29 protein-coding genes and 4 pseudogenes are annotated in these 26651 nt (G+C 67.4%); 23 read left to right on the top strand and 10 right to left on the bottom strand.

The features are described 5' to 3' along the window. The first annotated feature begins 45 nt into the window (after positions 1-45). The 5 genes and pseudogenes from EV193_RS20340 to EV193_RS20320 form a co-directional block, all read left to right on the top strand. Positions 46-672 carry a LysE family translocator gene (locus tag EV193_RS20340; protein WP_130345740.1) on the top strand — a complete coding sequence of 209 codons (627 nt, stop codon included), beginning with the start codon at positions 46-48 and terminating at the stop codon, positions 670-672. A 173-nt stretch (positions 673-845) separates the two neighbouring features. Then, positions 846-2162, top strand: a complete 1317-nt coding sequence (gene secY / locus EV193_RS20335; protein WP_130345739.1) for a preprotein translocase subunit SecY — start codon at positions 846-848, stop codon at positions 2160-2162. Continuing rightward, positions 2159-2713, top strand: coding sequence for an adenylate kinase (locus EV193_RS20330; RefSeq protein WP_130345738.1), 555 nt, complete (start codon positions 2159-2161; stop codon positions 2711-2713). The genes secY and EV193_RS20330 overlap by 4 nt, the downstream gene beginning before the upstream one ends. A 56-nt stretch (positions 2714-2769) precedes the next feature. Beyond that, positions 2770-3549: a type I methionyl aminopeptidase gene (map, locus tag EV193_RS20325; protein ID WP_130345833.1), complete on the top strand. Its 780-nt coding sequence runs from the start codon at positions 2770-2772 to the stop codon at positions 3547-3549. Between the two features lie 736 nt (positions 3550-4285). Next, positions 4286-4507 (top strand): annotated as a pseudogene (locus EV193_RS20320) (transposase); the annotation flags it as partial. Positions 4508-4551: 44 nt separating this feature from the next. Here EV193_RS20320 and EV193_RS20315 read toward each other — a convergent pair. Then, a pseudogene (locus EV193_RS20315) lies at positions 4552-5104 on the bottom strand (transposase); the annotation flags it as partial. Positions 5105-5107: 3 nt separating this feature from the next. Between EV193_RS20315 and EV193_RS20310 the strand changes: the two are divergent. From EV193_RS20310 to ahcY, 13 genes and pseudogenes are all read left to right on the top strand, one after another. Beyond that, a pseudogene (locus EV193_RS20310) lies at positions 5108-5631 on the top strand (IS5 family transposase); the annotation flags it as partial. 605 nt (positions 5632-6236) lie between these two features. Continuing rightward, positions 6237-6458: a translation initiation factor IF-1 gene (gene infA, locus EV193_RS20305; protein WP_033384191.1), complete on the top strand. Its 222-nt coding sequence runs from the start codon at positions 6237-6239 to the stop codon at positions 6456-6458. 46 nt (positions 6459-6504) lie between these two features. After that, on the top strand, positions 6505-6618 hold the full coding sequence (rpmJ, locus tag EV193_RS20300) for a 50S ribosomal protein L36 (RefSeq protein WP_018682809.1): 114 nt from the start codon (positions 6505-6507) through the stop codon (positions 6616-6618). A 168-nt stretch (positions 6619-6786) separates the two neighbouring features. Further along, positions 6787-7167, top strand: coding sequence for a 30S ribosomal protein S13 (gene rpsM / locus EV193_RS20295; RefSeq protein WP_130345736.1), 381 nt, complete (start codon positions 6787-6789; stop codon positions 7165-7167). A 194-nt stretch (positions 7168-7361) separates the two neighbouring features. Continuing rightward, positions 7362-7769: a 30S ribosomal protein S11 gene (gene rpsK / locus EV193_RS20290; protein WP_130345735.1), complete on the top strand. Its 408-nt coding sequence runs from the start codon at positions 7362-7364 to the stop codon at positions 7767-7769. A 23-nt stretch (positions 7770-7792) separates the two neighbouring features. Then, positions 7793-8398: a 30S ribosomal protein S4 gene (gene rpsD, locus EV193_RS20285; protein ID WP_130345734.1), complete on the top strand. Its 606-nt coding sequence runs from the start codon at positions 7793-7795 to the stop codon at positions 8396-8398. A gap of 133 nt (positions 8399-8531) precedes the next feature. Further along, positions 8532-9584, top strand: a complete 1053-nt coding sequence (locus tag EV193_RS20280) for a DNA-directed RNA polymerase subunit alpha (protein ID WP_130345733.1) — start codon at positions 8532-8534, stop codon at positions 9582-9584. Between the two features lie 48 nt (positions 9585-9632). Then, positions 9633-10256 (top strand): annotated as a pseudogene (rplQ, locus tag EV193_RS33785) (50S ribosomal protein L17, sunset domain variant); the annotation flags it as partial. A gap of 51 nt (positions 10257-10307) precedes the next feature. Next, positions 10308-10511: a sunset domain-containing protein gene (locus EV193_RS34885; protein ID WP_479723867.1), complete on the top strand. Its 204-nt coding sequence runs from the start codon at positions 10308-10310 to the stop codon at positions 10509-10511. Positions 10512-10546: 35 nt separating this feature from the next. Continuing rightward, on the top strand, positions 10547-11350 hold the full coding sequence (gene truA, locus EV193_RS20270; protein WP_242613533.1) for a tRNA pseudouridine(38-40) synthase TruA: 804 nt from the start codon (positions 10547-10549) through the stop codon (positions 11348-11350). 10 nt (positions 11351-11360) lie between these two features. Further along, entirely contained in the window at positions 11361-11699 is a 339-nt protein-coding gene (locus EV193_RS20265; protein ID WP_130345731.1) for a YciI family protein, read from the top strand. Between the two features lie 176 nt (positions 11700-11875). Next, positions 11876-12649, top strand: coding sequence for an alpha/beta fold hydrolase (locus EV193_RS20260; RefSeq protein WP_130345730.1), 774 nt, complete (start codon positions 11876-11878; stop codon positions 12647-12649). A 171-nt stretch (positions 12650-12820) separates the two neighbouring features. Then, a complete protein-coding gene (gene ahcY, locus EV193_RS20255; RefSeq protein ID WP_130345831.1) occupies positions 12821-14260 on the top strand; it encodes an adenosylhomocysteinase in 1440 nt (479 codons plus the stop codon). Here ahcY and EV193_RS20250 read toward each other — a convergent pair. Then, positions 14257-14919, bottom strand: coding sequence for a TNT domain-containing protein (locus EV193_RS20250; RefSeq protein ID WP_130345729.1), 663 nt, complete (start codon positions 14917-14919; stop codon positions 14257-14259). The two genes, ahcY and EV193_RS20250, sit on opposite strands and share 4 nt — an antisense overlap. A gap of 83 nt (positions 14920-15002) precedes the next feature. Next, a complete protein-coding gene (locus tag EV193_RS20245; RefSeq protein WP_130345728.1) occupies positions 15003-15200 on the bottom strand; it encodes a hypothetical protein in 198 nt (65 codons plus the stop codon). A gap of 119 nt (positions 15201-15319) precedes the next feature. Here EV193_RS20245 and EV193_RS20240 point away from each other — a divergent pair, with 119 nt between their 5' ends. Together EV193_RS20240 and EV193_RS20235 are read left to right on the top strand one after the other, a co-directional pair. Further along, positions 15320-16183: a helix-turn-helix domain-containing protein gene (locus EV193_RS20240; RefSeq protein ID WP_130345727.1), complete on the top strand. Its 864-nt coding sequence runs from the start codon at positions 15320-15322 to the stop codon at positions 16181-16183. Continuing rightward, the gene (locus EV193_RS20235; protein ID WP_130345726.1) at positions 16180-16443 is read left to right on the top strand and encodes a DUF397 domain-containing protein; all 264 of its coding nucleotides are present in this window, start codon (positions 16180-16182) and stop codon (positions 16441-16443) included. The genes EV193_RS20240 and EV193_RS20235 overlap by 4 nt, the downstream gene beginning before the upstream one ends. On the opposite strand, the gene EV193_RS20230 is transcribed toward EV193_RS20235, so the two are convergent. The 5 genes from EV193_RS20230 to eccE all read right to left on the bottom strand — a co-directional run bounded on the left by EV193_RS20230 (position 16440) and on the right by eccE (position 20871). After that, positions 16440-16832: a type II toxin-antitoxin system VapC family toxin gene (locus EV193_RS20230; protein WP_130345725.1), complete on the bottom strand. Its 393-nt coding sequence runs from the start codon at positions 16830-16832 to the stop codon at positions 16440-16442. The genes EV193_RS20235 and EV193_RS20230 overlap by 4 nt on opposite strands. Further along, complete coding sequence (locus EV193_RS20225) at positions 16829-17059, bottom strand: type II toxin-antitoxin system Phd/YefM family antitoxin (RefSeq protein ID WP_130345724.1); 231 nt, start codon at positions 17057-17059, stop codon at positions 16829-16831. The genes EV193_RS20230 and EV193_RS20225 overlap by 4 nt, the downstream gene beginning before the upstream one ends. 87 nt (positions 17060-17146) lie before the next feature. Beyond that, a complete protein-coding gene (locus EV193_RS20220) occupies positions 17147-18721 on the bottom strand; it encodes a S8 family peptidase (protein WP_130345723.1) in 1575 nt (524 codons plus the stop codon). A 237-nt stretch (positions 18722-18958) separates the two neighbouring features. Further along, the gene (locus tag EV193_RS20215) at positions 18959-19624 is read right to left on the bottom strand and encodes a hypothetical protein (RefSeq protein ID WP_130345830.1); all 666 of its coding nucleotides are present in this window, start codon (positions 19622-19624) and stop codon (positions 18959-18961) included. A gap of 62 nt (positions 19625-19686) precedes the next feature. Next, positions 19687-20871 (bottom strand): type VII secretion protein EccE, encoded by a 1185-nt coding sequence (eccE, locus tag EV193_RS20210; protein ID WP_130345829.1) that lies wholly within the window; start codon positions 20869-20871, stop codon positions 19687-19689. 360 nt (positions 20872-21231) lie between these two features. Between eccE and eccB the strand changes: the two genes are divergently transcribed. From eccB to EV193_RS20195, 3 genes are all read left to right on the top strand, one after another. Beyond that, positions 21232-22902: a type VII secretion protein EccB gene (eccB, locus tag EV193_RS20205; protein WP_130345722.1), complete on the top strand. Its 1671-nt coding sequence runs from the start codon at positions 21232-21234 to the stop codon at positions 22900-22902. A 72-nt stretch (positions 22903-22974) separates the two neighbouring features. Beyond that, a complete protein-coding gene (locus EV193_RS20200) occupies positions 22975-23289 on the top strand; it encodes a hypothetical protein (protein ID WP_130345721.1) in 315 nt (104 codons plus the stop codon). Positions 23290-23291: 2 nt separating this feature from the next. Continuing rightward, positions 23292-24431 carry a WXG100 family type VII secretion target gene (locus EV193_RS20195; protein ID WP_242613519.1) on the top strand — a complete coding sequence of 380 codons (1140 nt, stop codon included), beginning with the start codon at positions 23292-23294 and terminating at the stop codon, positions 24429-24431. A gap of 156 nt (positions 24432-24587) precedes the next feature. On the opposite strand, the gene EV193_RS34775 is transcribed toward EV193_RS20195, so the two are convergent. Both EV193_RS34775 and mycP read right to left on the bottom strand, forming a co-directional pair. After that, positions 24588-24854, bottom strand: a complete 267-nt coding sequence (locus EV193_RS34775) for a peptidase inhibitor family I36 protein (RefSeq protein WP_165401426.1) — start codon at positions 24852-24854, stop codon at positions 24588-24590. Positions 24855-25169: 315 nt separating this feature from the next. Then, positions 25170-26645: a type VII secretion-associated serine protease mycosin gene (gene mycP / locus EV193_RS20185; protein ID WP_130345719.1), complete on the bottom strand. Its 1476-nt coding sequence runs from the start codon at positions 26643-26645 to the stop codon at positions 25170-25172. Between the last annotated feature and the right edge of the window lie 6 nt (positions 26646-26651).

Here is a 26651-nt window from a genome sequence, read left to right as displayed (position 1 = left end):
ATTATCGGGTGGACATCAGGGGCGCCGGCGGGCGAGGCTGCGTCCATGTGGCTGGTGGTCTTCTTCGGCGCGGCGTTCCTGATCGCGATGACGCCGGGTGCGAACAACCTGCTCGGCATGCACCACGCGATCCGGCACGGCGCCCTGCGCGCGCTCACCGGGCTGTCCGGCCGGCTCGTCGCGATGGCCCTGATGATCGCCGCCGTCGCCGCCGGCCTCGGCCCGCTGCTCGCCTCCTCCGAGCTCGCGTTGACGATCATCAAGTGGGCCGGTGTCGCGTACCTGGTCTATCTGGGCGTACGGATCCTGGTGAACACCTGGCGGCACGGTCCTGGCGAACTCGGCCCGCTGGCCGACGAAGATGCCGTTAAATCACTGTTTCCCTTGGTGCGCAAGGAGTTCCTGGTCTGCGCCGGCAACCCCAAGGCCGTACTGATCATGACCGCGTTCCTGCCCCAGTTCGTCGAGTCGGCGCGCGGGCCGGTGGCGCTGCAGGTCGCCCTGCTCGGACTGGTCTACCTGGTCGCCGAACTGGCCGCCGGCACGGTGTTCGTCCTGGTCGGCGGGATCATCCGGTCGGTGCGGATGTCCGTGCGCGCCCAGCGGAACGTGGACAGGGGGACCGGCCTCGCGCTGCTGGGCGTCGCCGGCATGCTGGCCGCCTCCAGGTAGCGGCGACCGGCGGGTGCCGGCCGCGCCAGGCGTCCTGTTACAGTCGTGAGCGCGCTTCGGGGTGAGGAGCTCCCCGGAGCGTTCCTGGTTGTCTACCAGGGGTCCCTGCCGGCTGCCTGTCGGCTACGTTTGTTCGCCGGGGTGTAACTCGGCGACGCCGAGGAGGTTCTTGCGTGCTCAGCGCCTTCCGCTCGGCTCTCGCGACGCCGGATCTGCGCCGCAAGATCCTCTTCACGCTGATGATCGTCGTGGTGTACCGAATCGGTGCCACGCTGCCGGCCCCCGGAGTGTCCTACCCGCGGGTGCAGCAGTGCATCTCCGGTGTGCAGAACGAGGGGATCTACGCCCTGCTGAACCTGTTCAGCGGTGGCGCCATGCTGCAGTTGGCCGTGTTCGCGCTCGGCATCATGCCGTATATCACCGCGAGCATCATCGTCCAGTTGCTCACCGTGGTGATCCCGAAGTTCGAGGCACTGAAGAAGGAAGGCCAGTCCGGCCAGTCCAAGCTGACGCAGTACACCCGCTACCTCACGATCGCGCTCGCGGTCCTGCAGGCCACCGGCATCGTCGCGATGGCCGACCGCGGGCAACTGTTCAGCGACTGCAAGGACTCCGCCGGCAACCCGATGGACATCATCCCGGGTGACAGCTGGGTGACCCTGGCGATGATCGTCATCGTGATGACCGCCGGCACCTCCGTGATCATGTGGCTGGGTGAGCTGATCACCGAGCGCGGTATCGGCAACGGCATGTCGCTGCTGATCTTCCTGAACATCGCGGCCCGCATCCCCGCAGAGGGCGGCGCGATCCTGCAGAACCAGGGCGGCCTGGTGTTCGCCGTGGTCTGTGTGTTCGGCTTGCTGATCATCGCCAGCGTCGTGTTCGTCGAGCAGGGCCAGCGCCGCATCCCGGTGCAGTACGCCAAGCGCATGATCGGCCGCCGGATGTACGGCGGCACGTCGACCTACCTGCCGTTGAAGGTGAACCAGGCCGGCGTCATCCCGGTGATCTTCGCGTCCTCGCTGCTGTACCTGCCGGACCTGATCTCCCGGCTCGCCGGGCAGACCGGCTGGTTCGCCGAGTTCGTATCGAAGTACGTCACCGACCAGTCGAGCTGGGTGCACATCCTCGGCTACTTCGCGCTGATCATCTTCTTCACGTACTTCTACATCACGATCACGTTCGACGTGAACGAGCGCGCGGACGAGATGAAGAAGTTCGGCGGCTTCATCCCGGGCATCCGCCCCGGCCGCCCGACCGCGGAGTACCTGAAGTTCGTGCTCGGCCGGATCACCCTGCCCGGGTCGATCTACCTCGGCATCATCGCGATCCTGCCGAACTTCTTCCTCAGCGTTACGCAGCAGGGCCAGAACCAGAACTTCCCGTTCGGCGGCACCGCCGTGCTGATCATGGTCGGTGTCGGTCTGGAGACCGTGCGCCAGATCGAGACCCAGCTGGTGCAGCGCAGGTACGAAGGATTCCTCCGGTGACGCGCGTCGTGCTCGTCGGCCCTCCCGGTGCGGGGAAGGGCACGCAGGCGACGGCGTTGAGCACCAGGCTGAACATTCCCCACATCTCGACCGGGGACCTGTTCCGCGCCAACATCGCGGAGCAGACTGAGCTCGGCCGCGACGTCCAGCGCTATCTGGACGCCGGCAAGCTCGTGCCGGACGAGGTCACCAACGAGATGGTGCGCGAGCGGCTCGAGCAGCCGGACACCGCCGTCGGGTTTCTGCTCGACGGTTTCCCGCGCAACGTCGGCCAGGCCGAGCGGCTCGGCGAGATCCTGGACGACGCCGGCCACAAGCTGGACGCCGTGCTGGAGCTGAAAGTCGACGAGGACGTGGTGGTCGGCCGCCTGCTGGCTCGCGGTCGTACCGACGACAGCGAGGACGTGATCCGGCACCGGCAGCACGTCTACGTCTCGGAGACGGCTCCGCTGCTCGACTACTACCGCGACATGCTGGTCACCGTGGACGCGGTGGGCGAGGTCGACGAGATCACCGAGCGCGTGCTGAACGCGCTGCGCTCCCGGACGTGACCAGTGGCGGCCCGATCGCCGGGATCCGACTCGGCATCGCGTCGCTGCGTGGGCGCATGATCGAGGTCAAGTCGCCGGGTGAGCTGGACGCGATGCGCGCGGCCGGCATCGTGGTGGCCAAGGCGCTCGCCGCGATGACCGAGGCGGCGCGGCCCGGCGTGAGCACCGCCGACCTGGACGAGATCGCCGAGCAGATCATCGCCGACGCCGGCGCGGTCCCGTCGTTCAAGGGCTACCACGGCTTCCCGGCGAGCATCTGCGCGTCGGTGAACGAACAGGTGGTGCACGGGATTCCGAGTGCGACGCAGGTGCTCGAGGACGGCGACCTGATCTCCGTGGACTGCGGCGCGATCCTGGACGGCTGGCACGGCGACTCGGCGGTGACGATCGAGGTCGGCACGGTCGAGGCGGCCAGCGTCCGGCTGTCCGAGGTGACCAGGGCATCGATGCTGGCCGGTATCGGAGCGGCACTCGCCGGCGGCAAGCTGACTGACATCTCGCACGCGATCGAGACCTCGGTGCTCGCCAGCGGCCGGGAGCACGGCACCGAGTACGGCATCGTGAAGGGCTACGGCGGCCACGGCATCGGCACCGCCATGCACATGGACCCGTTCCTGCCCAACCACGGCAAGCCGGGCAAGGGGCCGAGGCTGCGGCCGGGCATGGCGATCGCCATCGAACCCATGATCACGCTGGGCACCGACCGCACCGAGGAGCTGGACGACGGCTGGACGGTCGTCACCCTGGACGGCTCGCGGGCCGCGCACTGGGAGCACACGGTGGCGATCACCGAGAATGGGCCACGGGTGCTGACTGCACCCGTGGCCCAACGCTAATCTGTTCATTTCGCAATACTAGCTCTGCGTCTTATGATGTTGAGCAGTCAGACGCAGGTTCTTCCGCTCCAACGATATTCTACTGCATGCACCAAGACTTTAAATCCGTCATAACAACCCGGTCCCGGCCATGGCCAGGGCCATGCATACCCCCGTATTCCGCCATCGGTTATAAATGGGGCTTGATCCCAATGACGATCGGCACCTATTGCTTGGTACCCCAGTCGAACCCGCTCCGGAGCCCCGCCTCGCTTGTCATACCAGACCGTCACCCTGTGCCAGTTGTGACCGGTGTCGACTCTGATGCAGATGAGGCCTGGGTTAGGGTGCGGGGTGCCAGCGCATTGCGCTTCACCTAGTATCGTTGGTGTGACAGTCGCTGATGCGGTTGCTGCAGCAACTGTTGTTGAGCCTGTTAGGATGATCAAGGTTAGCGTCGCAAAGGCCATGCTTAGCGCACGCGTCATTCTTCGCCTTGCTTTCATGTGCAATCCCCATTTATCGATGAATTAGCCACCCAGTTGACCCCCGAACACTGATGACGGTACCGATGCCGGGTTGATTGGTCAATGGATCTTTGTAGTGACGTAAGGATCACCCTTTTGGAGCAGTGTCGCAGGTTCCTTGTTTCACGGTCTGACATCCGACCAAGGTGTTAGGTTGGCTTTCATCTGCGTTGGTACTGGCACTTAGAGCCCCTAACACATTGATGATCTTGGTTTGAGATGATCTTGGTGTGGCTGCGCCATGGGTTGTGTCGGATGAGTTGTGGGCGCGGATCGAGCCGTTGCTGCAAGGGATCTTGTTTGTGCTGTTCACCGGGATCGGGTGGGAAGACTTGCCGCAGGAGTTGGGGTTTGGCTCGGGGATGACGTGCTGGCGTCGGTTACGGGACTGGCAGCAGGCCGGCGTGTTCGACCGACTCCACCGCCAACTGCTGGCCGAGTTGAACGCTGCCAGGGCTTGTCAAGTTTGCTGTGTAAGTTGATCTAGAAGTTGTGGTTAGTCGAGGTGTGGGTTGAGGCGGTCGGGGTAGGCCAGGGCGAGGGCGCCGAGGCTTGTTTCCAGCCTTGGATGGTGGCGCCTTCGACGAGGCGGGGTGGGGCTTTGCGTTTGTTGGCTGGGAGCCCTTTTCTTTGGCGCGTTGGCGGGCGCGTTTGTCCTCGATGTCGCGGATGGCGAGCCAGAGCAGCTTGATCACGGCGTCGTCGGTGGGGAAATGGCCGCGGTTTTTGATGATTTTCCGTAGCTGGTAGTTCAGGGACTCGATGGCGTTGGTGGTGTAGATGATCTTGCGGATCTCGGGTGAGAAGGCGAGGAAGGGGATGAATCGTTCCCAGGCGTTGTGCCAGGTGGAGACGGCTGCTGGGTAGCGGCGGCCGAGGTCGGAGTCGGTGAAGGCGGCCAACTCGATGGCAGCTGCTTCGGCGGTAGGTGCGGTGTAGATGGGTTTGAGCGCGGCGGCGACCTTCTTGCGGTCGGCGTAGGAGACGAATCGCATCGCGGCGCGGATCAGGTGCACGGTGCAGGTCTGCACGGTCGACTGCGGCCAGGTGGGGCCAGCCAGATCGACTGGACCCGCGCGTGTGTGGACGCCTCCCACATCCGCGCGAAAAGGGGGGCGCTGCGACCGGCCCGAGCCCGGTCGACCGAGGCAAGACGGGCTCCAAACACCACCTGATCTGCGACGGCAACGGCATCCCGCTCGCCGTGACCCTGACTCTGATCGCCGGCAACCGCAACGACATCACCCAACTCATCCCGCTACTCGACAAGATCCCCGCAGTGCGGGGACGCCGTGGACCGGCCAGACGCCGACCGGACATGCTGGTCGCCGACCGCGGCTACGACTCCAACAAGCACCGAAGACTCTTGCGGCAACGACGAATTCAGCCGTTGATCAGCCGACGCGGCACCCGCGACAACAACCACGCCGTGCGCTGGGTCGTCGAACAAACCCTCGCTCTACTACACCAATTCCGACGACTCGCCGAACGCTGGGAACGACGAACCGACATCCACCACGGATTCCTCACCCTCGCCTGCGGCCTCATCACCTGGCGACGCCTACGCACCCACTAACAAGCAATCTGTTAGGGGTTCTTACTGCCTGTCCTCGACGCCATCCTGAGAATCCGGTCGACTGATTCGAGTGAAACGGGTCGGCGAGCACGATCGGTCTCTGCGTGTTCGGTGGAGGTAGGCGATGCTTACTGTCGTCATCGGTAGCGGGCCCTAGGCCCCTGGCGCGCATGCGGTTACCGTGCCCGAACGTTCTGTCGGGCAATTCGAGCCATCCGTGTCGAACGAGTGGCTGTTTGCCGAGCTGTCACTCTCGCGTGTCATAGAGCTTGCCGTCCAGGTGTTGCGGCTCTGATGCGCTCCGCTCGCCGGCCTTCGTGCTCGAGGGGCACCTCGCGTCGGTGTCGGGAGAGTGGGCGCTGGGGATGCATCCCCAGCGCGCTGGCCTCTGTGGCTGACCGGGCCGGAGGCCTGAGCGCTCACCCGTTAGGGGCCGCTTCGCGGCACGTCGACAGCGGCGCGTACACTAGCTGTTCGGCGTAAGCATCTCGCCGAAATCTGTCGTGCGCGTTGCCCGGGATTCCTGTGGTGCGCATGGCCGAGCATCACCAGCACCACCCCAGAGATACCACTCGAGAGCAACACAGTCACGAAACGCGGAGGCCATGGGCAAGAAGGACGGGGCCATCGAGGTCGAGGGTCGCGTGGTCGAGCCACTTCCCAACGCGATGTTCCGCGTCGAGTTGGAGAACGGCCACAAGGTTCTCGCGCACATCAGCGGCAAGATGCGGCAGCACTACATCCGCATCCTGCCGGAGGACAGGGTCGTCGTAGAGCTGTCGCCGTACGACCTGACGCGCGGCCGCATCGTCTACCGCTACAAGTGACCGCTCGGTCGCGCACGCGGCCGGAACACGGAGAGAGACACAGGACGTGAAGGTCAACCCGAGCGTCAAGAAGATCTGCGACAAGTGCAAGGTGATCCGCCGTCACGGCCGGGTCATGGTGATCTGCGAGAACCTGCGCCACAAGCAGCGCCAGGGCTGAGTCACCCGCACGAGTCGCGGCTCCGCGACGCACAAGTACACAGAGGCACTCCCCGAACCTGCCGAGTCACGCGGACTCGGTGCACCCCCGGATTCCAGGCCGGGGCCCGTAGCCATGCGGGACGGTCGGGGAGGAGACCTGGAAACGACAACGAGGAGACACTGCCGAATGGCACGAGTCGTAGGCGTCGACCTCCCCCGCGAAAAGCGGCTGGAGATCGCGCTGACTTACATTTTCGGAGTTGGCAAGTCCCGTTCCAAGGAGCTGCTGGACGCCACGGGCCTGAGCCCGGAGGTGCGCGTCAAGGACCTGTCTGACGACGACGTCAGCAAGCTCAGGGACTACATCGAGAACAACTTCAAGGTCGAGGGTGACCTCCGCCGCGAGGTTCAGGCCGACATCCGCCGGAAGATCGAGATCGGCTGCTACGAGGGCCTGCGGTGGCGCCGCGGTCTGCCCGTCCGCGGTCAGCGGACCAAGACCAACGCCCGCACCCGCAAGGGTCCGAAGAAGACGGTCGCCGGCAAGAAGAAGGCCGGAAAGAAGTGAGCAAGAGCTGCGGCACGGTCGTCACAGTCGCCGCTCAGCGGCGGCGCGGGCGGGCATTGGTTGCCACGCCGGTCGCACCGAAGTGCCCCAAGCCGGAGGCGCTTCGCGACCTTTACCGAGACGCCGGTTCGATCCGGCGCGCCGCGGTCGACACTTCGCAAACCTCGCGCGCGAAATAGGAGAAACCCGAAGACATGCCACCCAAGGGACGTACGGGCGCCGGGACCAAGAAGGTCCGGCGCAAGGAAAAGAAGAACATCTCGCACGGACACGCTCACATCAAGAGCACGTTCAACAACACGATCGTGTCGATCACCGACCCGACCGGCGCGGTCATCGCGTGGGCGTCCAGCGGCCACGTCGGCTTCAAGGGCTCCCGCAAGTCGACGCCGTTCGCGGCGCAGATGGCCGCGGAGAACGCCGCCCGCAAGGCCGCCGAACACGGCATGAAGAAGGTCGACGTGTTCGTCAAGGGCCCCGGCTCCGGTCGGGAGACGGCGATCCGCTCGCTGCAGGCCGCCGGGCTCGAGGTCGGCACCATTCAGGACGTCACCCCGCAGCCGCACAACGGCTGCCGGCCGCCCAAGCGGCGCAGGGTCTAAGGGAACCGGGAGGAGCAGAGAAAATGGCACGTTACACCGGCCCCGCAACCCGCAAGTCGCGCCGGCTCAAGGTCGACCTGGTCGGCGGCGACAAGGCTTTCGAGCGTCGCCCCTACCCGCCCGGCCAGCACGGCCGTGGGCGGATCAAGGAGAGCGAGTACCTCCTGCAGCTGCAGGAGAAGCAGAAGGCTCGCTACACCTACGGCGTGCTCGAGCGCCAGTTCGTGCGGTACTACAAGGAAGCCGTCCGGCGCGAGGGCAAGACCGGTGAGGTCCTGCTGCAGCTGCTGGAGTCCCGGCTGGACAACGTGGTCTACCGCGCCGGCCTGGCCCGCACTCGCCGGCAGGCTCGCCAGCTGGTCAGCCACGGGCACTTCCTGGTGAACGGGAAGAAGGTCAACATCCCGAGCTTCCAGGTGTCGAAGTTCGACATCATCGACGTGAAGCCGAAGTCGGTCAACACGCTGCCCTTCGTGGTGGCGAAGGAGGCCGTCGGCGACCGTCCGGTGCCGGCCTGGCTGCAGCTGGTCCCGTCGAACCTGCGCATCCTGGTGCACCAGTTGCCCGAGCGCGCGCAGATCGACGTTCCGGTCCAGGAGCAGTTGATCGTCGAGCTCTACTCGAAGTAAGCGTCATCGGGGAGCCCGCCGGATGCGGGCTCCCCGCTCGCTCGTCTGTCCACAGTGGACGTCCACAGTGGACAGACGGCGAACCATTTCTTCGGCGTCAAATAGCGGGCGTCGACAGGAAAGGAAGAAAACAGTGCTCATCTCTCAGCGACCGTCACTCGGCGAGGAGCAGTCCACCGAGACGCGCTCCCGGTTCGTCATCGAGCCGCTCGAGCCCGGCTTCGGCTACACGCTCGGCAACTCGCTGCGCCGCACGCTGCTGTCGTCCATCCCCGGTGCCGCGGTCACCAGCCTCCGCATCGACGGCGTCCTGCACGAGTTCACCACCGTGCCGGGCGTCAAGGAGGACGTCACCGACATCATCCTGAACCTCAAGGAGCTGGTGGTCAGCTCCGAGGAGGACGAGCCGGTCACCATGTACCTGCGCAAGCAGGGCCCCGGCGAGGTCACCGCTGGTGACATCGTGCCGCCGGCCGGCGTGACCGTGCACAACCCCGACCTGCACATCGCCACCCTGAACGGCAAGGGCAAGCTGGAGATCGAGCTCGTGGTCGAGCGCGGTCGCGGCTACGTCCCCGCCGTGCAGAACAAGCAGGCCGGCGCCGAGATCGGCCGGATCCCGGTCGACTCGATCTACTCGCCGGTGCTGAAGGTGACCTACAAGGTCGAGGCCACCCGTGTCGAGCAGCGCACCGACTTCGACAAGCTGATCCTCGACGTGGAGACCAAGCCGTCGATCACGCCGCGTGACGCGGTCGCGTCCTCCGGCAAGACGCTGGTCGAGCTGTTTGGGCTGGCGCGCGAGCTGAACGTGGACGCCGAGGGCATCGAGATCGGCCCGTCGCCGCAGGAGGCGGACACCATCGCCGCCTACGCGATGCCGATCGAGGACCTGGACCTCACCGTCCGGTCCTACAACTGCCTCAAGCGCGAGGGCATCCACACCGTCGGCGAGCTGGTCGCCCGCAGCGAGGCGGACCTGCTCGATATAAGGAATTTCGGCGCGAAGTCGATCGACGAGGTCAAGATGAAGCTGGTCGGCCTCGGCCTCGCGCTCAAGGACAGCCCGCCCGGGTTCGACCCGACCGCGGCCGCGTCCGACTACCCGGCCGACGGCTGGTCCGACGGTGGCGGCGACGGCAGCCACGACGACGGCCAGGACTACGCAGAGACGGAGCAGCTCTAACCGTCCACAGTGGACGGTTAGCGCCGAATTTCCAAGGAGCGCAAGGAAATGCCCACCCCAACCAAGGGCGCCCGTCTCGGCGGGTCCCCGGCCCACGAGCGGCTGCTGCTGGCGAACCTCGCCACGGCGCTGTTCCAGCACGGCCGGATCACCACCACGGAGGCCAAGGCCAAGCGGCTGCGTCCGTTCGCGGAGCGGCTGATCACCAAGGCCAAGCGCGGCGACCTGCACAACCGTCGCCAGATCATGCGCCAGATCCGGGACAAGGACGTCGTGCACAAGCTGCTCGACGAGATCGGTCCGCACTTCGAGGACCGTGCCGGCGGCTACACCCGGATCACGAAGACGCTGCCCCGCAAGGGCGACAACGCGCCGATGGCCGTGATCGAGCTGGTGCAGGAGAAGACCGTCACCTCCGAGGCGGAGAAGGCGCGCAAGACGAAGTTCGCCAAGGACGCCAAGAAGGACGCTCCGAAGTCCGCCGAGAAGTCCGAGGACAAGCAGGACTTCGGCCCGGACAGCCACCTGCCGCTCGACGACCCGAACGAGCAGCCTGAGGGCTTCCCGGTCAAGGGCAACGCCGACTCGAAGCTGTACCACGTGCCGGGCAGCGCCTTCTACGACCGCACGGTCGCCGAGGTGTGGTTCGCCGACGCCGAGGCAGCCGAGAAGGCCGGCTTCCAGCTCCCGCCGTCGCAGCGGCACAAGGGCAGCCACGAGCCGCTGGAGGACGGGTCGCAGCCGGAGGGCTTCCCGATCAAGGGCAACGAGTCCTCGAAGCTGTACCACGTGCCCGACAGCGCGTTCTACGACCGCACCGACGCGGAGATCTGGTTCGCCACCGCCGAGGACGCGGAGGCCGCCGGCTACTCGCTCCCGCCGTCGCAGCAGGACAAGGACGCAGAGGACGCTGGGGACGAGTCCTGACAGGCAGTTCAGCAGCGCACGAGCCCGCCACCCCGATCGAGGGTGGCGGGCTCGCGCGGTTCCGGCTGGACATCCGCTACGACGGCACGGATTTCTCCGGCTGGGCGCGCCAGCCCGAGCGGCGCACGGTGTGCGGGGTGCTGGAGGACACCGTGTCCCTGGTGCTGCGTGAGGACGTGCGGCTGACCGTCGCCGGGCGCACCGACGCCGGCGTGCACGCCAGCGGCCAGGTCGCGCACGTCGATCTTCCGTCCACTGTGGACACCGAGCGGCTGGCGCACCGGCTGGCCCGCGCGCTGCCGGCCGACGTGCGGGTGACCGCGATCCGGCCCGTGCCGCTGGAGTTCGACGCCCGCTTCGGCGCGCTGCGGCGGCACTACCGCTACCGGGTGTCGGACTGCCGGTGGGGCGTGGATCCGTTGCGGCGCAAGGACATCCTGCACTGGCCGCGCCGGCTGGACGTGGACGCGATGAACGCGGCGTCGGCGAGACTGGTGGGCGAGCACGACTTCGTGGCGTTCTGCAAGCGGCGCGAGGGTGCCACCACGATCCGTGAACTGCAGCGCCTGGAATGGGTGCGCGACGGCGATCTGGTGACCGCCTCGGTGTCCGCCGACGCGTTCTGCCACTCGATGGTGCGCAGCCTCGTGGGGGCGCTGCTCGCCGTCGGGGAGGGCCGCAAGCCGGCTGGCTGGCCGGCGTCGATGCTCAGTGCGACCGAGCGCCCCAGCGTGATCGCGGTGGCCCCGGCGCACGGCCTCACCCTGGTGGGCGTCGACTATCCGGCCGACGACGAGCTGGCCGCCCGTGCGGAGACGACCCGCGCCGTGCGGTCGTAGGCTGGGCGGCATGCGGTTCCTGTTGTTGATCTGCGGCGACACCGAGACGGCCGGCGAGCAGGCCGCCGATCCGGCGCTGGTCGAGGCGTGCGAGCGGTGGAAGGTCGAGCAGGAGAGCCGTGGTGTGCAGATCACCGGCACCGGCCTGCGCCCACCGGACGAGGCCACCACGCTCCGGGTGCGTGACGGGCAGGTGCTGCTGACCGACGGCCCGTTCGCCGAGACCAAGGAGCAGATCGGCGGATTCAGCGTCCTCGAGTGCGCCGACCACGAGGAAGCCGTGAAGGCGGCCGCCACACACCCCTGGGCCACCTACGGCTCGATCGAGGTTCGCCCGATCTGGGCGTGAAGGTGCTCCCACCCCTGCTTTTGTGCGTACTTTAGCGGGCTAAAGTACGCAGGCACATGATCGCCGGGGTGTCAAGATCACCCGAACGGGGACTCGTGAGTGATCGGGTGTCTGTGTGACGGGGTGGCGTTCGTCGGTGGGGCGGATGGATTCGCACTCACCCGGAAGGCACTCCGATGAACAAGGTCACCTCAGTAGACGGCACCACGATCGCGTTCGACCGCGCCGGCAGCGGTCCGGCGATCGTCTTCGTGGTCGGCGCGTTCAACGACCGGTCCACCTGTGCGCCCCTGGCCGACGCGCTCGCCTCGGACCACACTGTGATCACCTACGACCGGCGGGGGCGCGGCGACAGCGGTGACACCCGGCCGTACGCGATCGAGCGCGAGATCGAGGACCTGGACGCGCTGATCGCCGAGGCCGGCGAATCCGCCGCGGTGTTCGGCTACTCGTCCGGCGCGATCCTGGCGTTGCGCGCGGCCGAGCGCGGTTCGGCGATCACCCGGCTGGCGCTGTACGAGCCGCCCGCCGACCTTGACGGCCGCGCGGCACGGCCGGCTGGCATCGTGGACCGGCTCGCCGCGCTGGTCGCCGAGGGCCGTCGCGGCGACGCCGTCCAGCTGTTCCAGCGCGAGCTGATCGGCATGCCGGAGCAGGTCCTCGCGCAGATCCGCCAGGCGCCGTTCTTCGGTGCGCTGGAGGAGTTCGCGCAGTCCGTGGTGTACGACGCGACGATCGTCGTCGAGGGCGTGACCCGGGCCGGTCTGTCCAATGTGGACACCGCCACGTTGGTGATCAGCGGGAGCGCGTCGTTCCTCGACCTTCCGGAGGCGGCTCGGGTCGTGGCCGAGGCACTGCCGAACGGCCGGCACCACTCGCTGGACGGCCAGACCCACGACATCGTGACCGAGGTGGTGGCGCCCGTCGTGCGTGGATTCCTCGCCGAGTAGAGCGGCGATTGACCCCGATTCGCGATTCTTGTTAATCTGCCGGCGTTCTGAGCCGAGAGGCGCTGCGACGGGAACAACCCGCCACGCTCGGCCCGGGATCATGACTCGAAGGGCGCCTCCCACACGGGAGGTGCCCTTTTGATTTCCAGTGAGAACGTGCCGAACAACGGTATGGAATTCGCGGTGGCGGACCTGTCGCTCGCCGCGTTCGGACGCAAGCAGATCCAGCTCGCCGAGCACGAGATGCCGGGGCTGATGGCGACCCGCCGCGAGTACGCGGAGGCGAAGCCGCTCACCGGAGCCCGGATCGCGGGGTCGCTGCACATGACCGTGCAGACCGCCGTACTCATCGAGACACTCACCGCGCTGGGCGCCGAGGTGCGCTGGGTGTCCTGCAACATCTTCTCCACCCAGGACGAAGCGGCCGCGGCCGTGGTGGTCGGGCCGGACGGCACGCCAGAGGAGCCCAGCGGCACGCCGGTGTTCGCCTGGAAGGGCGAGACGCTGGCCGACTACTGGTGGTGCACCGACCGGCTGTTCCGGTTCGGCGACGGGCTCGGCCCGAACATGATCCTCGACGACGGCGGTGACGCGACCCTGTTGGTGCACAAGGGAGTCGAGTTCGAGCGAGCCGGCGCGGTGCCGGCTGCCGGCGAGGACGACAACGAGGAGTACCGGCTGATCCTGGACACGCTGCGGGCGAGCCTTGCCGAGGACGGCCAACGGTTCACCGCGATCGCGGCCGGCATGCGCGGCGTCACCGAGGAGACCACCAACGGCGTCAAGCGGCTCTACCAACTCGCCCACGACGGTGCGCTGCTGTTCCCGGCGATCAACGTCAACGACTCGGTCACCAAGTCCAAGTTCGACAACCGGTACGGCATCCGGCACTCACTGGCCGACGGGTTGAACCGGGCGACCGACGTGATGCTGGGCGGCAAGCTCGCGGTGGTCTGCGGGTACGGCGACGTCGGCAAGGGTGCCGCGGATTCGTTGCGGGGACAGGGATCCCGCGTCGTGGTGACCGAGGTCGACCCGATCTGCGCGCTGCAGGCGGCGATGGACGGGCTCGAGGTGGTGTCGCTGGACCAGGTGGTGGAGCGCGGCGACGTCTTCATCACCACCACCGGCAACCGGGACATCGTCATGGCCGAGCACATGGCGCGGATGAAGCACAACGCGATCGTCGGCAACGTCGGTCACTTCGACAACGAGATCGACATGGCGGGCCTCGCCGCCGTGCCGGGAATCCGCAAGGTCGAGATCAAGCCGCAGGTGCACGAGTGGACCTTCCCAGCCAAAGACGGCAAGGCGGCGCACGCGGTCATCGTGCTGTCCGAGGGGCGGCTGATGAACCTGGGCAACGCGACCGGGCACCCGAGTTTCGTGATGTCGAACTCGTTCACCAACCAAGTGATCGCGCAGCTCGAGCTGTTCGGCAAGGAGTACCCGATCGACGTACACCGGCTGCCCAAGCACCTCGACGAGAAGGTGGCCCGGCTTCACCTTGACGCGCTGGGCGTCACCCTCACCACGCTGACCAAGAAGCAGGCCGACTACATCGGCGTGGACGTGGCCGGGCCCTACAAGCTCGACCACTACCGGTACTAGCTTTGCGGTGGCCCGACCACGCGCAGCAGGAAACCGTTGTCCAGCAACCACTTCACGTTCAGCGGCGACGGCGCTCCGGGCACGTGCGCGGCCTTGAGCTGATACTGCCAGCCGTGGCCGGGCTGGGCGAACCAGGGTGCGATCGGGCCGGAGTCCACGGTGAACGGCTTGAGCACCAGGTAGCCGCGGTAGTTGCAGAACCCGGCCGGGGTGCTGACCAGGCTCTGCGGCGGGATGGACCGGTTGGCGTACGGCGTGCCGAACGGCGCGAGGAACTGGCCGTACTCGCTGCCGTACCGGTCGATGAACAAGCCGGGGCGAAGCGTCGCCGGTGACACGGTGGGCTGCCCGTCCGGTCCGATCACGTAGCCGTCGGCCGGCGGGTAGCGCCACCACCCGGTCGCCTGGTCGTGGTATTCCGCCAGGAACTGTTCCGCCTCAAGGGATCCCGTGCGGCGGTAGTCGCGCAACTGCACGCCGACGAAGCCGTTCTTGGGCAGCTTCCTCGGCCCGAACCGGGCGTCGTCGAAGTAGTGGTCGGCCGAGCATTCGTAGGTCGAGCCCGCCGGTTCGGCGACGGCGGGTGCGGCCGGCAGGCTGACCGCCAGCAGCGTGATGAGTCCACAGAGGACGGTGAACAACCGGCGAGTTCGCGACATGCGGTACCTGCTCCCGTTGGAGATCCGCCTCTCACCACACCAGTCCGGGGTGCCGGTGTCGATTCACCGAGTGGGTGAATCCGTCAGTCGAGGAGAGCGCGGTCGAAGGTGTTCACCACTGTCCAGAACCGGTCGTACAGCTCCCGAACCTGCTTCGGGTCGAGCGTGACCTCCTGCCCGTCGCCGTACCGCACGGTGACCGCCGGCTGGTGCACCGTGAACGTCATCGGGATCTCGCCCTCGATCGTCCATGTCCTCGTGAGTTCCGGGTTCTCTGGCATGATTCTTCACCTTTTCGCATGAATGCTGAGGGTCTGGCAGTAGTGCTAGCGTGCCAGGTGAACACGGCGGGCACACGTTCATGCACGCACCGCATATCGCACGCAGGGGAGTCGCATAAATGAGCGGGGATACGGGCAGGCCCACGGTCCGGTCGCGGCAGGTCGCGCGGGAGCTGCGCCGGCTGCGCGCGAAGTCGGGGCTGTCGGCGACCGAGGTGGGGCGCCGGCTCGGCGTGTCGCAGAGCAAGATCAGCCGGATCGAGACCGGCAACCTCGGGCTCAAGGAGATCGAGGTGGCGGCGCTGCTGGGGTTGTACCACGTGCCGATCGGCCGGCGGGATGAGATCCTCGCGATGGTGCGCCAAGCCGCTGAGCCCGGACTGGTGCAAGTCCACAAAGGACTGCCGGATCAGTGGCAGGCGCTGATCGAGTTCGAGCAGACCACCACGGCCCTGCTGAACTACCAACCCCTGATGATTCCTGGACTTCTGCAGACGGCGGACTACGCGCGGGCGATCATCACCGGCACAGCGGCGAACGAGCTGCCTGAGTCCGAAGTGGACATCAAGGTCGCCGCGCGGCTCGGACGTCAGGCGATGCTCGCTCGACCGCTTCCGCCGAGGTTGGACATCCTATTGTATGAGCCCGTTTTGGTGGCGCCTGTCGGCGGTTCGGGCGTACTGGCACGGCAGTTGCGGCACCTCGCGGACATGGCCAAGCGGCCCAGGATCACCATCCAGGTGGTGCCGTTCCAGGCTAGCCCGCACCCCGGTCTGGAGGGCTCGTTCGTGATCATGGAGTACGAGAAGGATCCCACCCTCGTGTACCTGGAGAACCGCGCGCTCAGCATATTCCTGGAGGAGATCCCGCATATCGACAGCTATAGGCTGTCCTGGCAGAGCATCAAGGCCAAGGCGCTGACCCCGAAGCGGTCGGCCGAGCTGATCGCCAGGGTGGCTAGGAACCTCAAGGAGCGAACATGATCACCGCCGACTTCGGCACGGCGCGGTGGCGCACCAGCAGCTACAGCGGCGACTCTGGCAACTGTGTCGAGGTGGCGTTCACGCCGGCCGCGTGGCGCACCAGCAGCTTCAGCACGAATTCTGGGGACTGCGTGGAGGTGGCCGTGGCGGGCGGTGCGGTCGGTTTGCGGGACAGCAAGCATCCCGTGGGCACGCCGCTGGTGGTCACCGCCGGCTCGTTCGCCGGGTTGGTCGACGCGGTGCGCACGCCGGAAAGCTAAGCAGCCCAGCGCACCTTCACGTCGTACTTGTCGAACGTGCGGTCCGCGGTGAGCACGGTCAGCCGGTCCATCCGCGCCTGCGCGATGATCAGCCGGTCGAACGGGTCGCGGTGGTGTTGCGGCAGGTCGGCGACGTGCAGCGCGTGGCTGTGCGCGATCGGCAGTGCCGTGACGCCGCTGCTCGCCATGCGGTCGGGCACGTACTTCGACGGCGGCTCGGGCAGTGGGAGCTTGTCGATCGCGTACTTGATCGCGATCTCCCACGAGCTTGCCGAGGACAGCAGCAGCTCGTTCGCCGGGTCCTGGACGAGCCGGATCGCCTTGGGGCCCAAGCGTTCCGGCGACACCTGCATCCACAGGAAAGCCTGCGTGTCGAGCAGCAGTTTCATACGCCGAAGTCCTTGAGCACCTCGTCGGGCAGCGGCGCGTCGAAGTCGTCCGGCACTTCGAACAGGCCGCGATCCCGGCCGAGCGCGCGCTCACGCCGAGCGGCCACGGGGACGAGCTTGGCCGCCGGCTTGCCGCCGATGGTGATGGTGATCTCCTCACCGGCGCCGACCCTGCGGAGCAGCGCGGAGAGGTTGGTCTTCGCCTCATGCACGCCGTAATCGTCCATGGTTGGAGAGTAGACTAAGTCGTTAGCTAAGGCCAGTGGCCCGGACGGCGGGTGCCGGCCGGGCCACTGGATTTGTCAGCCGTCAGATCAGAGGTCGAGCGTCCAGGTGTCGATGTTGCCGGTGTCGAAGGAGTACACGTCGCGGACGCGCAGATGCCAGGCGCCGGTGGCGTTCTCCCCGGACAGGTCGACCGTGTAGGTCGCGTCGACGTTGTCCGCTGAGTCGGAACCGTTGGCCTGCTTGAGGTTGCGCACCGCACCCGACGGCGAGACCAGGTCGATCACCAGGTCACCTCGGTAGCTGTGCTTGATGTGCACCTCCACCGCGGACTGGGCGGCGCCCTTGCCGGCGCAGGTCAGGTTGATCGAGCTGGTGACCGCGGCGCCGGCATCCGGAATAGCCACGTCGGTCCCGTTGGACGAGGCCGCGCACGGGCCGGGGGTCGTGCCACCGGAACCGGTGTACAGCAGCACGTTCGGCGAGCCGGAGCCCGGGTTGGTGACCACGTTCTTGGTGCCGTTGTTCACCAGCGCGTCGCGGACCTGCTGCGGCGTGGCCGACGGGTTCGCGGCCAGGTACAGCGCGGCGCCACCGGCCACGTGCGGGGTGGCCATCGACGTGCCGCTGATCGCGCGGGTCGCGGTGTTGCTGCCGATCCACGCCGAGGTGATGTTCGAACCCGGCGCGAAGATGTCCAGGCAGGTGCCGATGTTGGAGAAGCTGGACCGCGCGTCGGTGTTCGTGGTCGAGCCGACCGTGATCGCCTCCGGCGTGCGGGCCGGCGAGGTGTTGCACGCGTTGGCGCCGTTGTCGTTGCCGGCCGCGAGGGCGTAGGTGACGCCGGACGCGATCGACCGCTTCACGGCGTCGTCCACCGATGCGGACGCGGGGCCGCCCAAGCTCATGTTCGCCACGGCCGGCTTCACCGCGTTCTGCGTCACCCAGTCGATACCGGCGATCACACCGGCGTAGCTGCCGCTGCCGCTGCAGTTGAGCACCCGCACCGCGGTCAGCGTCACGGCCTTGGCCAGACCGTGCGCGGTGCCGCCGATCGTGCCGGCGACGTGGGTGCCGTGACCGTTGCAGTCGGTCGAGTCGTTGTCGTTGTCCACGGTGTCCCGGCCGTGCTTCGCGCGACCGCCGAAGTCGTTGTGCGACACCAGGATTCCGGTGTCGATGACGTAGGCGTTCACGTTGGCCGCGGTGGTCGAGTAGGAGTAGTTCTGGTTCAGCGGGAGCGCGCGCTGGTCGACCCGGTCCTGGCCCCACGACGGCGGGTTGGGCTGGTCGTCGGAGGCGTGCACGACCTGGTCCTGCTCGACGTAGGCGACCGACGGGTCAGCGGCCAGCCGCTTGGCGTCGGCCTCGTTCATCGTCGCCGCGTACCCGCGCAGGGCCGAGGAGTACGTGTGCTTGATCTGGCCGCCGAAGCGCCGCGCCAGGCCCGACACGAGCGTCTCGGTGGTCGGTCGGGACGCCGCCACGTCCTTCAACACCACGATGTAACTGTCCTTGATCGCCGTTGCCGAGCCGGCTCCGCGGATCTCGCCCTGAGCGGCGGCGGCGGGAGAGGCGAGGCTTACGCTCACGGCCAGGGTCGTGGCCGCGGCGAAGGTGAGGCCGGCGATTCGTCTCGCCGTGCCCCTGGAAAACACGCCCATCAGTGATCTCCTTTTGTGCAGGGAAACGCACACGACCCGGCCCTCGACAATGGGTCGCGTACGACAGGGAGATGGAGAATGTTCGCGCGAACGGTTTCCAGAGTTGTCCGATTCGCCGGCTAACGCAAGAGAGCTGTTCGACCTCGGTGGGTCACTTTTCAACAATGCAACATGCCCTGGGAAAGAATTAAGCCGAACGACCCAGTGACGTGGGCCGTTCGGCTTAATGACGCGCTGTCAGTCGTTGCGGCGAATCGGCCCCAGAATGGCCTGCTCCTTCGCAGTGGTCACCAGTCGCAGCCGCTGCCACAGCATTTTGCCGAGCGCGACCACCTCGTCGTCCTTGAGCTGCGTGAGCTCCTGCACCATGTGCGGCGGCAGCCGCCAGATCTTCTGCGCGAGCTGCGCCTGGCCGACCGGGAGGCGCTGCATCAGCACCAGGTCCGCCGCGTCCGCCGTGGCGCCCGCCTGCGGGTGCAGGTACGGCAGCACGTACACCGTGGTCTGCCAGGCCGAACGCGGCGGGAACAGCTCCTGCGGCGTCGGTCCGCCGTCGTGCACGACCAGCAGCGGGCCGTCCTCCGACGGGCGGGGCAGCTCCACCGGCGAGAGCCTGCGGATCTGCACGACCGGCGCCGGCCGGCCGTCCGGCCCGGTGCCGGCGGCCTTGGCCAGCACCTGCCACGCGGCCGGCCGCCCGGTCGCCACCACGATCCAGGCACCGACGGCCATCGCGCGCAGCGCCACCTGGCGGGCCAGGTACAGCCCACCGACCAGCACGATCCTGGTCGGCGCCGAACGCAGTGCGGAGATCGTCATCGGCTCGCCCTGCATGCCGGAGCCGAGCACCATGCCGCCCCGGTCGCCGGACGGGCTCACCACGTCCAGTGCCTGCGGAGCCATCAGGAACTCCGGCGCGACGTCCGCACTCGAGGTCTGTGCGTCGAGTAGCCTGCTGGACTCGCTCACGAGCCACCTCCGAGCGGCAACGTGGCGGCGAACCCGGCGACCTGCAGGCCCCGCAGCGGGGTCAGCGTGACGCCGAGCTTGTCCGCGATCGAGGTCAGCTTGCCGTCCGCGGCCTCCAACTCGTTGGGGTTGCGGGCGCTGACCCGCACCAGCCCGCGCACGCCCACCTTGGCGTCCTCGGTGCCGCTGGAGATCGACAGCGCGACCGTGGAGGACAGCGCGCGCACTCCGGTCAACGCGTTGAGGCTGTTGGCCATGCGACCGCGCGGCCAGCCGGTGATCGCGTAGCTCGCGTGCCCGATGCCGGCGGCGGTGACGCCCGTCCAGCGCTCTTTGAGGCTGACCCGGCCGCCCGTTCCGGCGACGGCGTTCAGCTCGGCCGAGGAGATCCCGGCGCGCAGCAGCTCGTCCGGGTCCAGCGGGCGGGTCGGGATGCCGCGTGAATCCAGCGCGTTGCGCACCCGGGACAGCGCGCCGATCAGCGCACGGTGCGCGCCGACGACGCCGCCGCCACGCTCGCGCACCGCGGCCGGGCAACGCCTCGGGTCCAGCCGCACGGCCACCCACGTGGTCCGGCGCGCCGCGGCCGGCAGCGGGCCGAGCACCTCCATGTAGGAGGCCAGCGCGGGGGAGTTCGGCGGCAGCGACGCGCTGCCCGGGTAGCAGTGCCAGATCACCTGGATCGCGTCCAGCACCACGCCACGGTCCTCGAGGCACGGTGCGAGCGCGCCGATCGGCAGGCTCGGCGCCGCGCCGACGGCGGACACCAGCGCGGGCGCCGGATCGATCAGCAGCACCGCGGTCCAGGTGCCGTCGTTCCAGGCCAGCCCGAGCGGACGCGCCTCGTGGTCGACGCCGTGCGCGACGACCAGGTCGGGCACCGCCAGCCGCAGCAGGCTCACTCTCGGGTCGTCCGGGCCGGTCACCGCGGTCTCGTCGGCGTCGGCCAGTTCTTCGACGGTCTTCGGCGCGACCGGCCTGCTGACCCGCGCGTGCGACCGGAAGCCGTAGCGCATGGTCAGGCCGACCCACTGGGTGAACCAGCGGCCGCGCCAGCGCAGCAATGCGATCACCAGCGCGATCACCGCGATGCCGACGCCGACCCACTTGAGCGACGACTCGATCGCCATCAGGAGCAGGCCCAGCCCGACGCCCACCTCGATCACCACGAGGTTGGCCACCGGGATCACGCCGAAGCTCGCCCCGCTGGTGCGGCGGCGCGCGGAGATCGGCGGCCGCTGCTGTGGCGGCTGACCGCCGTTCGGCCGGCCCTGGCCACCGTTCGGCCGGGGGCCGGGCGGTGGGCCACCTCGCCCCGGCGGTGGTCCCGATGGCGGCCGACCCGGTGGCGTCTGGCCAGGTCGTGGAGGAGTGGTCACGGACATCCGCTCGGTCTTTCCCCTCGTCTGTGCAGCTCAGCGCCATGTGGCGCGATCGCCGTCCGACCTGGCGAGCTGAGTTTCGCCCAACCCCGCAACTGGCCGAGGCCGTACGGCTATCCTGCGGAACCGTACCGCGACGGGGAGGGCGACAGGTCGACTATGGCTGAAACACCGGGCAAGGACGCCGGCGGAGACCGCGGTCCGTCGACTCCGACGACCAAAGCGCAGGTTCAGGCTTACCGGTTCGTGCTGCGCAGGATGCAGTCCGCGCTGGTGCGCAAGGACCCCATCCTGATGCACGACCCGATGCGCACGCACGTGCGCGCCACCGTCGTCGGCGTCTGCGTCGCGGCGCTGGGCGTGCTCGTGTTCCTGATCTGGGGAATCCTCGCGCCGAAGGCAGGCAAGCCGGAGAACGGCGACATCGTCGTCGGCAAGCAGTCCGGGCAGCTGTACGTGGTGATGGAGGAGCAGGGGCGCAAGGTGCTCGTGCCGACCTTCAACCTCGCCTCCGCGCGGCTGCTGCTGCTCGCCCAGGCGGAGAAGCAGAGCAACGAGTCCTCGCCAGGTGGTGGCGGTGGTGGCGCCACCACGAAGGTCGACGCCAAGGACCCGAAGGCGGTCGAGGACTCCTCGCTGGCCGACATCCCGAAGCTGCGCAAGACCGGTCTGGTCGACGGCCCCACCCTGTTGCCCAAGGACGACCAGCGCCCGTCCGACAACTGGGCCGTCTGCGACAAGTTCATCATCGACCCGACTCTGCGCCCCGAGGCTCGCCCGCAGAACTACGAGACGGCGGTCCTCGCGGGCGTCTCCACCATGGGTACGGAGCTGCCGGAAGACAAATGGCTGCTTGTCAGGGCCGACAACAACAAGACGTACTTGGTCTACCGCAAGCCGCTTGATCAGAACCAGCTGTTCCCAAGCGCCACGGCCGTGCGGGCCGAGGTCAACCTCAGTAATCCGGCCGTGCTCGGGGGACTGCACCTCGACGCACAGGAAATCGCGCGACCGCGTCGGATCACGACAGGCATGCTGAACGCCATCCCGGAGGTGCCCGCGTTGGTTCCTCCCAAAGCGCGGGGAGCCGACCAACAGGCGACGTCGCCGATGAACAACATGGCTGCCGGCACGGTGTTCCGCGTCCAGCAGGCAGGCGGTGAATTCAGGTACTACGTCGCGCACAGTGACGGTATCGAGGAAATCAGGCAGAGCACCGCGGAACTGATCCGGAACGCGGGTTCCAAGGCCAGTGATATGCCCACGATCCCGCCGAGCAGCATGTCATCGGTTTCAAACCGGCCCGACCACATCGACGACAGGGCGTTCCCGGAGAAGTCCGACGCCGGCGTTCTCTCGCAGGATGAGGAGCCGGTCGCATGCCTGTCCTGGAGCCTCCAGGACAACAAGCCGAGCACCCGGGTGCACGTCGGTAAGGAGGTCCCCGGCGTGCCGAAGAACGGTAAGAACGAGGAGATGTGGGTCAAGGTCACCACGCCGAGCGCCGACGGTCAGAAGATCAACTACTTTTACATGCAGCCGGGCAAGGCCGCCGTGGTACGCGGTTCGACTTCTGACAAGGATATGAAGGTCGGCCCGATCTCCCTCATATCCGATACGGGCGTGAAGTTCGGCGTGCCGGACGGGACGGTCGCCCAGGCCCTCGGGCTGGAGAAACAGCAGCCCGCGCCGTACGAGATCATCAAGTTGCTCCCCGATGGCGCGGCCTCGCTGAACACCAGAGACGTGCAACAGTCGTTCGACACCGTTCCGGTCCAAGGCGGGGTCTTCCCGACGCAGCCCCCAGCCGGACAAAACGGCGGAAAGTAGCCGAGACCGGAACCGGCGCGGAGCGGTTACCGTCACAGTGACGGGTCGTTCGACGTCGAGGCGGAGGCGTGCGTGTCAGGCATCGAGGTTGATCCCGAGTGGATCCGGCGGTACGGGAAGACCGTGCAGACCGGATCGACCGACTTGGGGAAGACGGCGCAGTCGCTGGCACAGCCGCTGCGCAACGAGGCGTTCGGGGAGCTCGGCCGGCAGGTCGGCACCGCCGAGGCCTACTCGAAGGCGGCCAGCGCGTTGCGTGATCAGTTGCGCCGCGCGGTCGAGGCGCTGGGGACCGCTGCCGTGGAACTCGACAAGGTCGCGGCCCAGTACGGTGACGACGACGAGCGCGCCGCGAAGAAGATGAACCGCGTCGAGACGAGGCGCTGATCATGCCCGCACGCGAGGGAGCCCGAGCGAAGCCGGACACCGGCGAGATCCCGCCGAAGACGATGATCGCCAAGCCGGAGCCGGGCGGGCGCGACGGCAAGGACGTCGAGCGCGACATCGAAGGCTACCTGGACTGGCTGTCCAAGACGTGCAAGGAACTCGGCATTCCGGATCCCGTGGTCGAGTACTTCGGCCCGGTGATCGGCCGCTGGAGCGATCTGCACGTCGAGGCCGCCAAGTGGCGCGACGCCAGCAAGCGCGCCGAAGAGGTCACCGGCGCGTTGGGCAAGCCGCTCGGCCAGCTCGACGCGGCCTGGAACGGTGCCGATTCCGAGTCGTTCGTGAAGTACATGCAGCGGTTCGGCCTGGCCGGCAAGGACATGTCGGATGCGATGAAGGCGATGGCCGACATCCTCGACCGCACGGCGAACGGCATCCGCGAGATCGTCGAGGACATGGCCGTCGTGCTGGTGGACGCGGCGAAGACCTCGTCGGACGCGCTGACGGTGCCGGTGTCCGGTGAGAAGCGCACCCGGGAGTACTTCAACCACCTCGGCCGGCCCACCAAGGAACTCTTCGAAGCTGTGCGCGAGGTCCTCGAGGGCTTCGTGAAGACCTGTGACGACGTGTCGGGCGACGGGGCGTTCGACAAGGTCACCATGAAGCACAAGATGCCCGAGGCGAACTGGCAGGCCCGCGAGATCGAGACGCCTGCCGTGCCGGGCGGGTCCGGCTCCACAACGGAATCCAAGGGCGGCGGCAAGCCCGGTGGGGGCGGCTCCTCCATCGGGGGCGGCAGCTCGGTCGGCGGCGGTAGTTCGGTCGGCGGTGGCTCCGGTACCGGCTCGACTGGCGGCGGTACCCAGTTGCAGCCGGGCGGCGCGGTAGGCGCCGGTCAGCCGGGCGCCCAGCAGGGTGGTGCGGCCGCTCCCGCAGCCGCCAGCGCTGGTGGTGGAGGCGCGTCAGGTGCTGCCGGCCCGGGCGGAATGGGCGGCATGCCGATGATGCCCATGGGTGGAATGGGTGCCGGCGGCCAAGGTGGCGACAACGAGCACCAGAACAAGAACCGCCTCGTCTCCGACCCCGTCGACGTATTCGGCAAACCTGAAAAGACCTCGCCCCCTGTAATCGGCGAGGATTAGCTATCGACTAGAGAGGCTAGGGTCGCAGAAGAACCGCGAAACTCTCAGCCCCCACCCTCCTCGTGGCGGGGCTGAGAGTGGAGTCCGCGATCGAACCACGTCAGAGCTACGTCTTTACCGCATTCTGGGCGTTGGCAAGCAGAGCGGCTTGAATTATCAGCACGGCCTCATGGAGCTCCATCCGGGATCAAGTGCGAATCCCTCGGGAATGGTTCTTGAGACAAAGGTGTGGCCGCCCCCGTAGTTTGGGTCAAAGAATAGACACATAGTTTGGGGGTGGTTGCTAATTACCCACGCTGGACTATCGACACCTTGGTCCGCGAGATTCGGCGATCCCCACTTGAAGCTGGCCATGTGTCCGGTCGCATGAGGGCCCGTGTAAAGACAGATTTCGTCGGCTAGGCAGGGGCCAGCGGGACGCATGGAACTCGCGTTCGCTGTGGTGGGGGCTATGACAAGACTGGCCAAGGCGACCGCGCTGGCTGCAAGGCCGAAGAAACATCGGCGTATCGTGCTTGGTAGAGCCATCTTATTCCTCCCAGTCAAGCTGTGCTGCGATATTCAGTGTAGTCAACTGATCACTGGCGGACGCTAGAGTGGCATGACGAGTTGCTGTGTCATGCCTCATATGTCAACTGGGGCGTTAGTGTGTGTTGGCGAACCTTTGCTGATTGGCGCCGGGCGAGTTGTGCTGCGACCCAGCCTTAGGAGGAAGGCGTGAGTTCGCGAGGAATCGGGTCAGGCGTGGCCGCGAGGAGCGATATGCGGGTCGCGGCGGTTTCGGCGGACGGTGTGCACGACGAACATTGTCAGCAGGAGTACGCCCACCCCACCGCCGGCGCCGATGAGGGCGACCTGCATGGGGGTCCAGTCCTTGGCGGCCGGTGCCGGCATGTCCAGTGGCTCGTAGGACGCCTTCGCCGGCGCGATTCCTGATTCGCTGGGGATCATCACCGTGAGCGCCGCGACAGGGTTGATCATGCCGTGGCCGACCCGGTTGTCGCGGCCACCCGCAGCTGCCGGGTGCATCGCGGTGTACTTGATCCGTTCCATCACCTGACGCGCGTTCAGGTTCTTGAAGCGTTCGCGCACCAGAGCGGCGAGGCCAGCGACGTAGGGCGCGGCGAAGCTGGTGCCGTTGATGTCGTCCAGCTGGCCTTCGTTCTTGCCCTGCTGCTTGTTCGCCAACCCCTTGCCGGTCGGGTTGAGGGAAATAATCTTGGTCCCCGGTGCGGCGACGCTGATCCACGGGCCTTGGATGGAGAATTCCGCGACCTCACCGTTCTCCTGCACGGCGGCCACGGAGAGCACGTCGTCGGAGAACCAGGGCGGGTTGACGATCGTGACGGGTTTCTGGGGGTCGGGGCCGTTGGCCGCGTCCTTTGGAGACTGCGGGCACGCCTTGCCGCCGCCGGTGTTGCCGGCCGAAGTGACAAGCACGGCGTCGTACACGTCGACTGCCTGCTTGATCGCCGCTTGGAGCTTTTGCTCCTGTTGCGTGATCTGTCCGATCGCCGCCGGCCGACAGTCGTTGACCGACATGTTGATCACCTTGGCGCCAGCCTGTGCCGCCTGCATGATCGCCTGAGCGAGGGTGGTCAGGTTGCCCGCGGTGACTTCCTCCATGTTCTCGTTGCCCGGCTCGGGCACCTTCGGCTTGCGGGAGTAGTTGCTGCTGGACTGTCGGATGCTGAGGATCCGGGCGTCGGGTGCGACGCCGCGAAAGCCGATGCGTTCGTCCGTGATGTCGGCGGCGATGATGCCGGCCACCTCGGTGCCATGTCCGTCGCAGTCCTTGATGCCTTGCTCGCCCTTGACGACGTAGTCGCCTACTCCTCTGACCCGGCCACCGAGGTATTCGTGCGTGTCCTTCACACCGGTGTCGATGACGGCGACCGGCACGTCCCTCCCCCTGGCGAACTTGTGCGCCTCGCGTATCTGCAACTGCTTCTGGCCCCAAGGCTCGTTCGGCACGTTGGTGGTGCCATCGTCGAGGCTCCGCACGCATTGCTTCTTGGGTACGTAGTCGTCGTGATCCGGCCCGTTGCTCGGGATGGGGGCTCCCACTGAGGGGTCCAGCGGTGGGGGCTTCGGACCTGCCGGCGTATGCGGCTGGGCCTCGACGGTGGTGGCGGGGACGGTCGCCGTGAGCAGGACGAGGGCCGCTGCCGCGGTGGTCGCGGCGAGGCGGCGGGCGATGGGCTTGATGCGCATCGGTGT

The sequence above is a fragment of the Herbihabitans rhizosphaerae genome, assembly GCF_004216555.1.
Taxonomy (GTDB): domain Bacteria; phylum Actinomycetota; class Actinomycetes; order Mycobacteriales; family Pseudonocardiaceae; genus Herbihabitans; species Herbihabitans rhizosphaerae.
The sequence above is the reverse complement of the archived record's forward strand: the minus strand, read 5'-3'. Positions and strand labels throughout refer to the sequence as shown.

Excerpts from the sequence above, each read along its gene's own strand:
- EV193_RS20340 (WP_130345740.1), top strand. The coding sequence starts at position 46 with ATGTGGCTGGTGGTCTTCTTCGGCGCGGCGTTCCTGATCGCGATGACG.
- EV193_RS34775 (WP_165401426.1), bottom strand. The coding sequence starts at position 24,854 with ATGCGTCCCGCTGGCCCCTGCCTAGCCGACGAAATCTGTCTTTACACG.
- EV193_RS20240 (WP_130345727.1), top strand. The coding sequence starts at position 15,320 with ATGAGCGGGGATACGGGCAGGCCCACGGTCCGGTCGCGGCAGGTCGCG.
- EV193_RS20230 (WP_130345725.1), bottom strand. The coding sequence starts at position 16,832 with ATGAAACTGCTGCTCGACACGCAGGCTTTCCTGTGGATGCAGGTGTCG.
- EV193_RS20260 (WP_130345730.1), top strand. The coding sequence starts at position 11,876 with ATGAACAAGGTCACCTCAGTAGACGGCACCACGATCGCGTTCGACCGC.
- EV193_RS20250 (WP_130345729.1), bottom strand. The coding sequence starts at position 14,919 with ATGTCGCGAACTCGCCGGTTGTTCACCGTCCTCTGTGGACTCATCACG.
- EV193_RS20220 (WP_130345723.1), bottom strand. The coding sequence starts at position 18,721 with ATGGGCGTGTTTTCCAGGGGCACGGCGAGACGAATCGCCGGCCTCACC.
- EV193_RS20215 (WP_130345830.1), bottom strand. The coding sequence starts at position 19,624 with ATGGCTCCGCAGGCACTGGACGTGGTGAGCCCGTCCGGCGACCGGGGC.
- EV193_RS20195 (WP_242613519.1), top strand. The coding sequence starts at position 23,292 with ATGCCCGCACGCGAGGGAGCCCGAGCGAAGCCGGACACCGGCGAGATC.
- EV193_RS20245 (WP_130345728.1), bottom strand. The coding sequence starts at position 15,200 with ATGCCAGAGAACCCGGAACTCACGAGGACATGGACGATCGAGGGCGAG.
- infA (WP_033384191.1), top strand. The coding sequence starts at position 6,237 with ATGGGCAAGAAGGACGGGGCCATCGAGGTCGAGGGTCGCGTGGTCGAG.
- mycP (WP_130345719.1), bottom strand. The coding sequence starts at position 26,645 with ATGCGCATCAAGCCCATCGCCCGCCGCCTCGCCGCGACCACCGCGGCA.
- eccB (WP_130345722.1), top strand. The coding sequence starts at position 21,232 with ATGGCTGAAACACCGGGCAAGGACGCCGGCGGAGACCGCGGTCCGTCG.
- map (WP_130345833.1), top strand. The coding sequence starts at position 2,770 with ATGATCGAGGTCAAGTCGCCGGGTGAGCTGGACGCGATGCGCGCGGCC.
- rpsD (WP_130345734.1), top strand. The coding sequence starts at position 7,793 with ATGGCACGTTACACCGGCCCCGCAACCCGCAAGTCGCGCCGGCTCAAG.
- ahcY (WP_130345831.1), top strand. The coding sequence starts at position 12,821 with ATGGAATTCGCGGTGGCGGACCTGTCGCTCGCCGCGTTCGGACGCAAG.
- rpsM (WP_130345736.1), top strand. The coding sequence starts at position 6,787 with ATGGCACGAGTCGTAGGCGTCGACCTCCCCCGCGAAAAGCGGCTGGAG.
- EV193_RS20225 (WP_130345724.1), bottom strand. The coding sequence starts at position 17,059 with ATGGACGATTACGGCGTGCATGAGGCGAAGACCAACCTCTCCGCGCTG.
- EV193_RS20235 (WP_130345726.1), top strand. The coding sequence starts at position 16,180 with ATGATCACCGCCGACTTCGGCACGGCGCGGTGGCGCACCAGCAGCTAC.
- EV193_RS20265 (WP_130345731.1), top strand. The coding sequence starts at position 11,361 with ATGCGGTTCCTGTTGTTGATCTGCGGCGACACCGAGACGGCCGGCGAG.
- rpsK (WP_130345735.1), top strand. The coding sequence starts at position 7,362 with ATGCCACCCAAGGGACGTACGGGCGCCGGGACCAAGAAGGTCCGGCGC.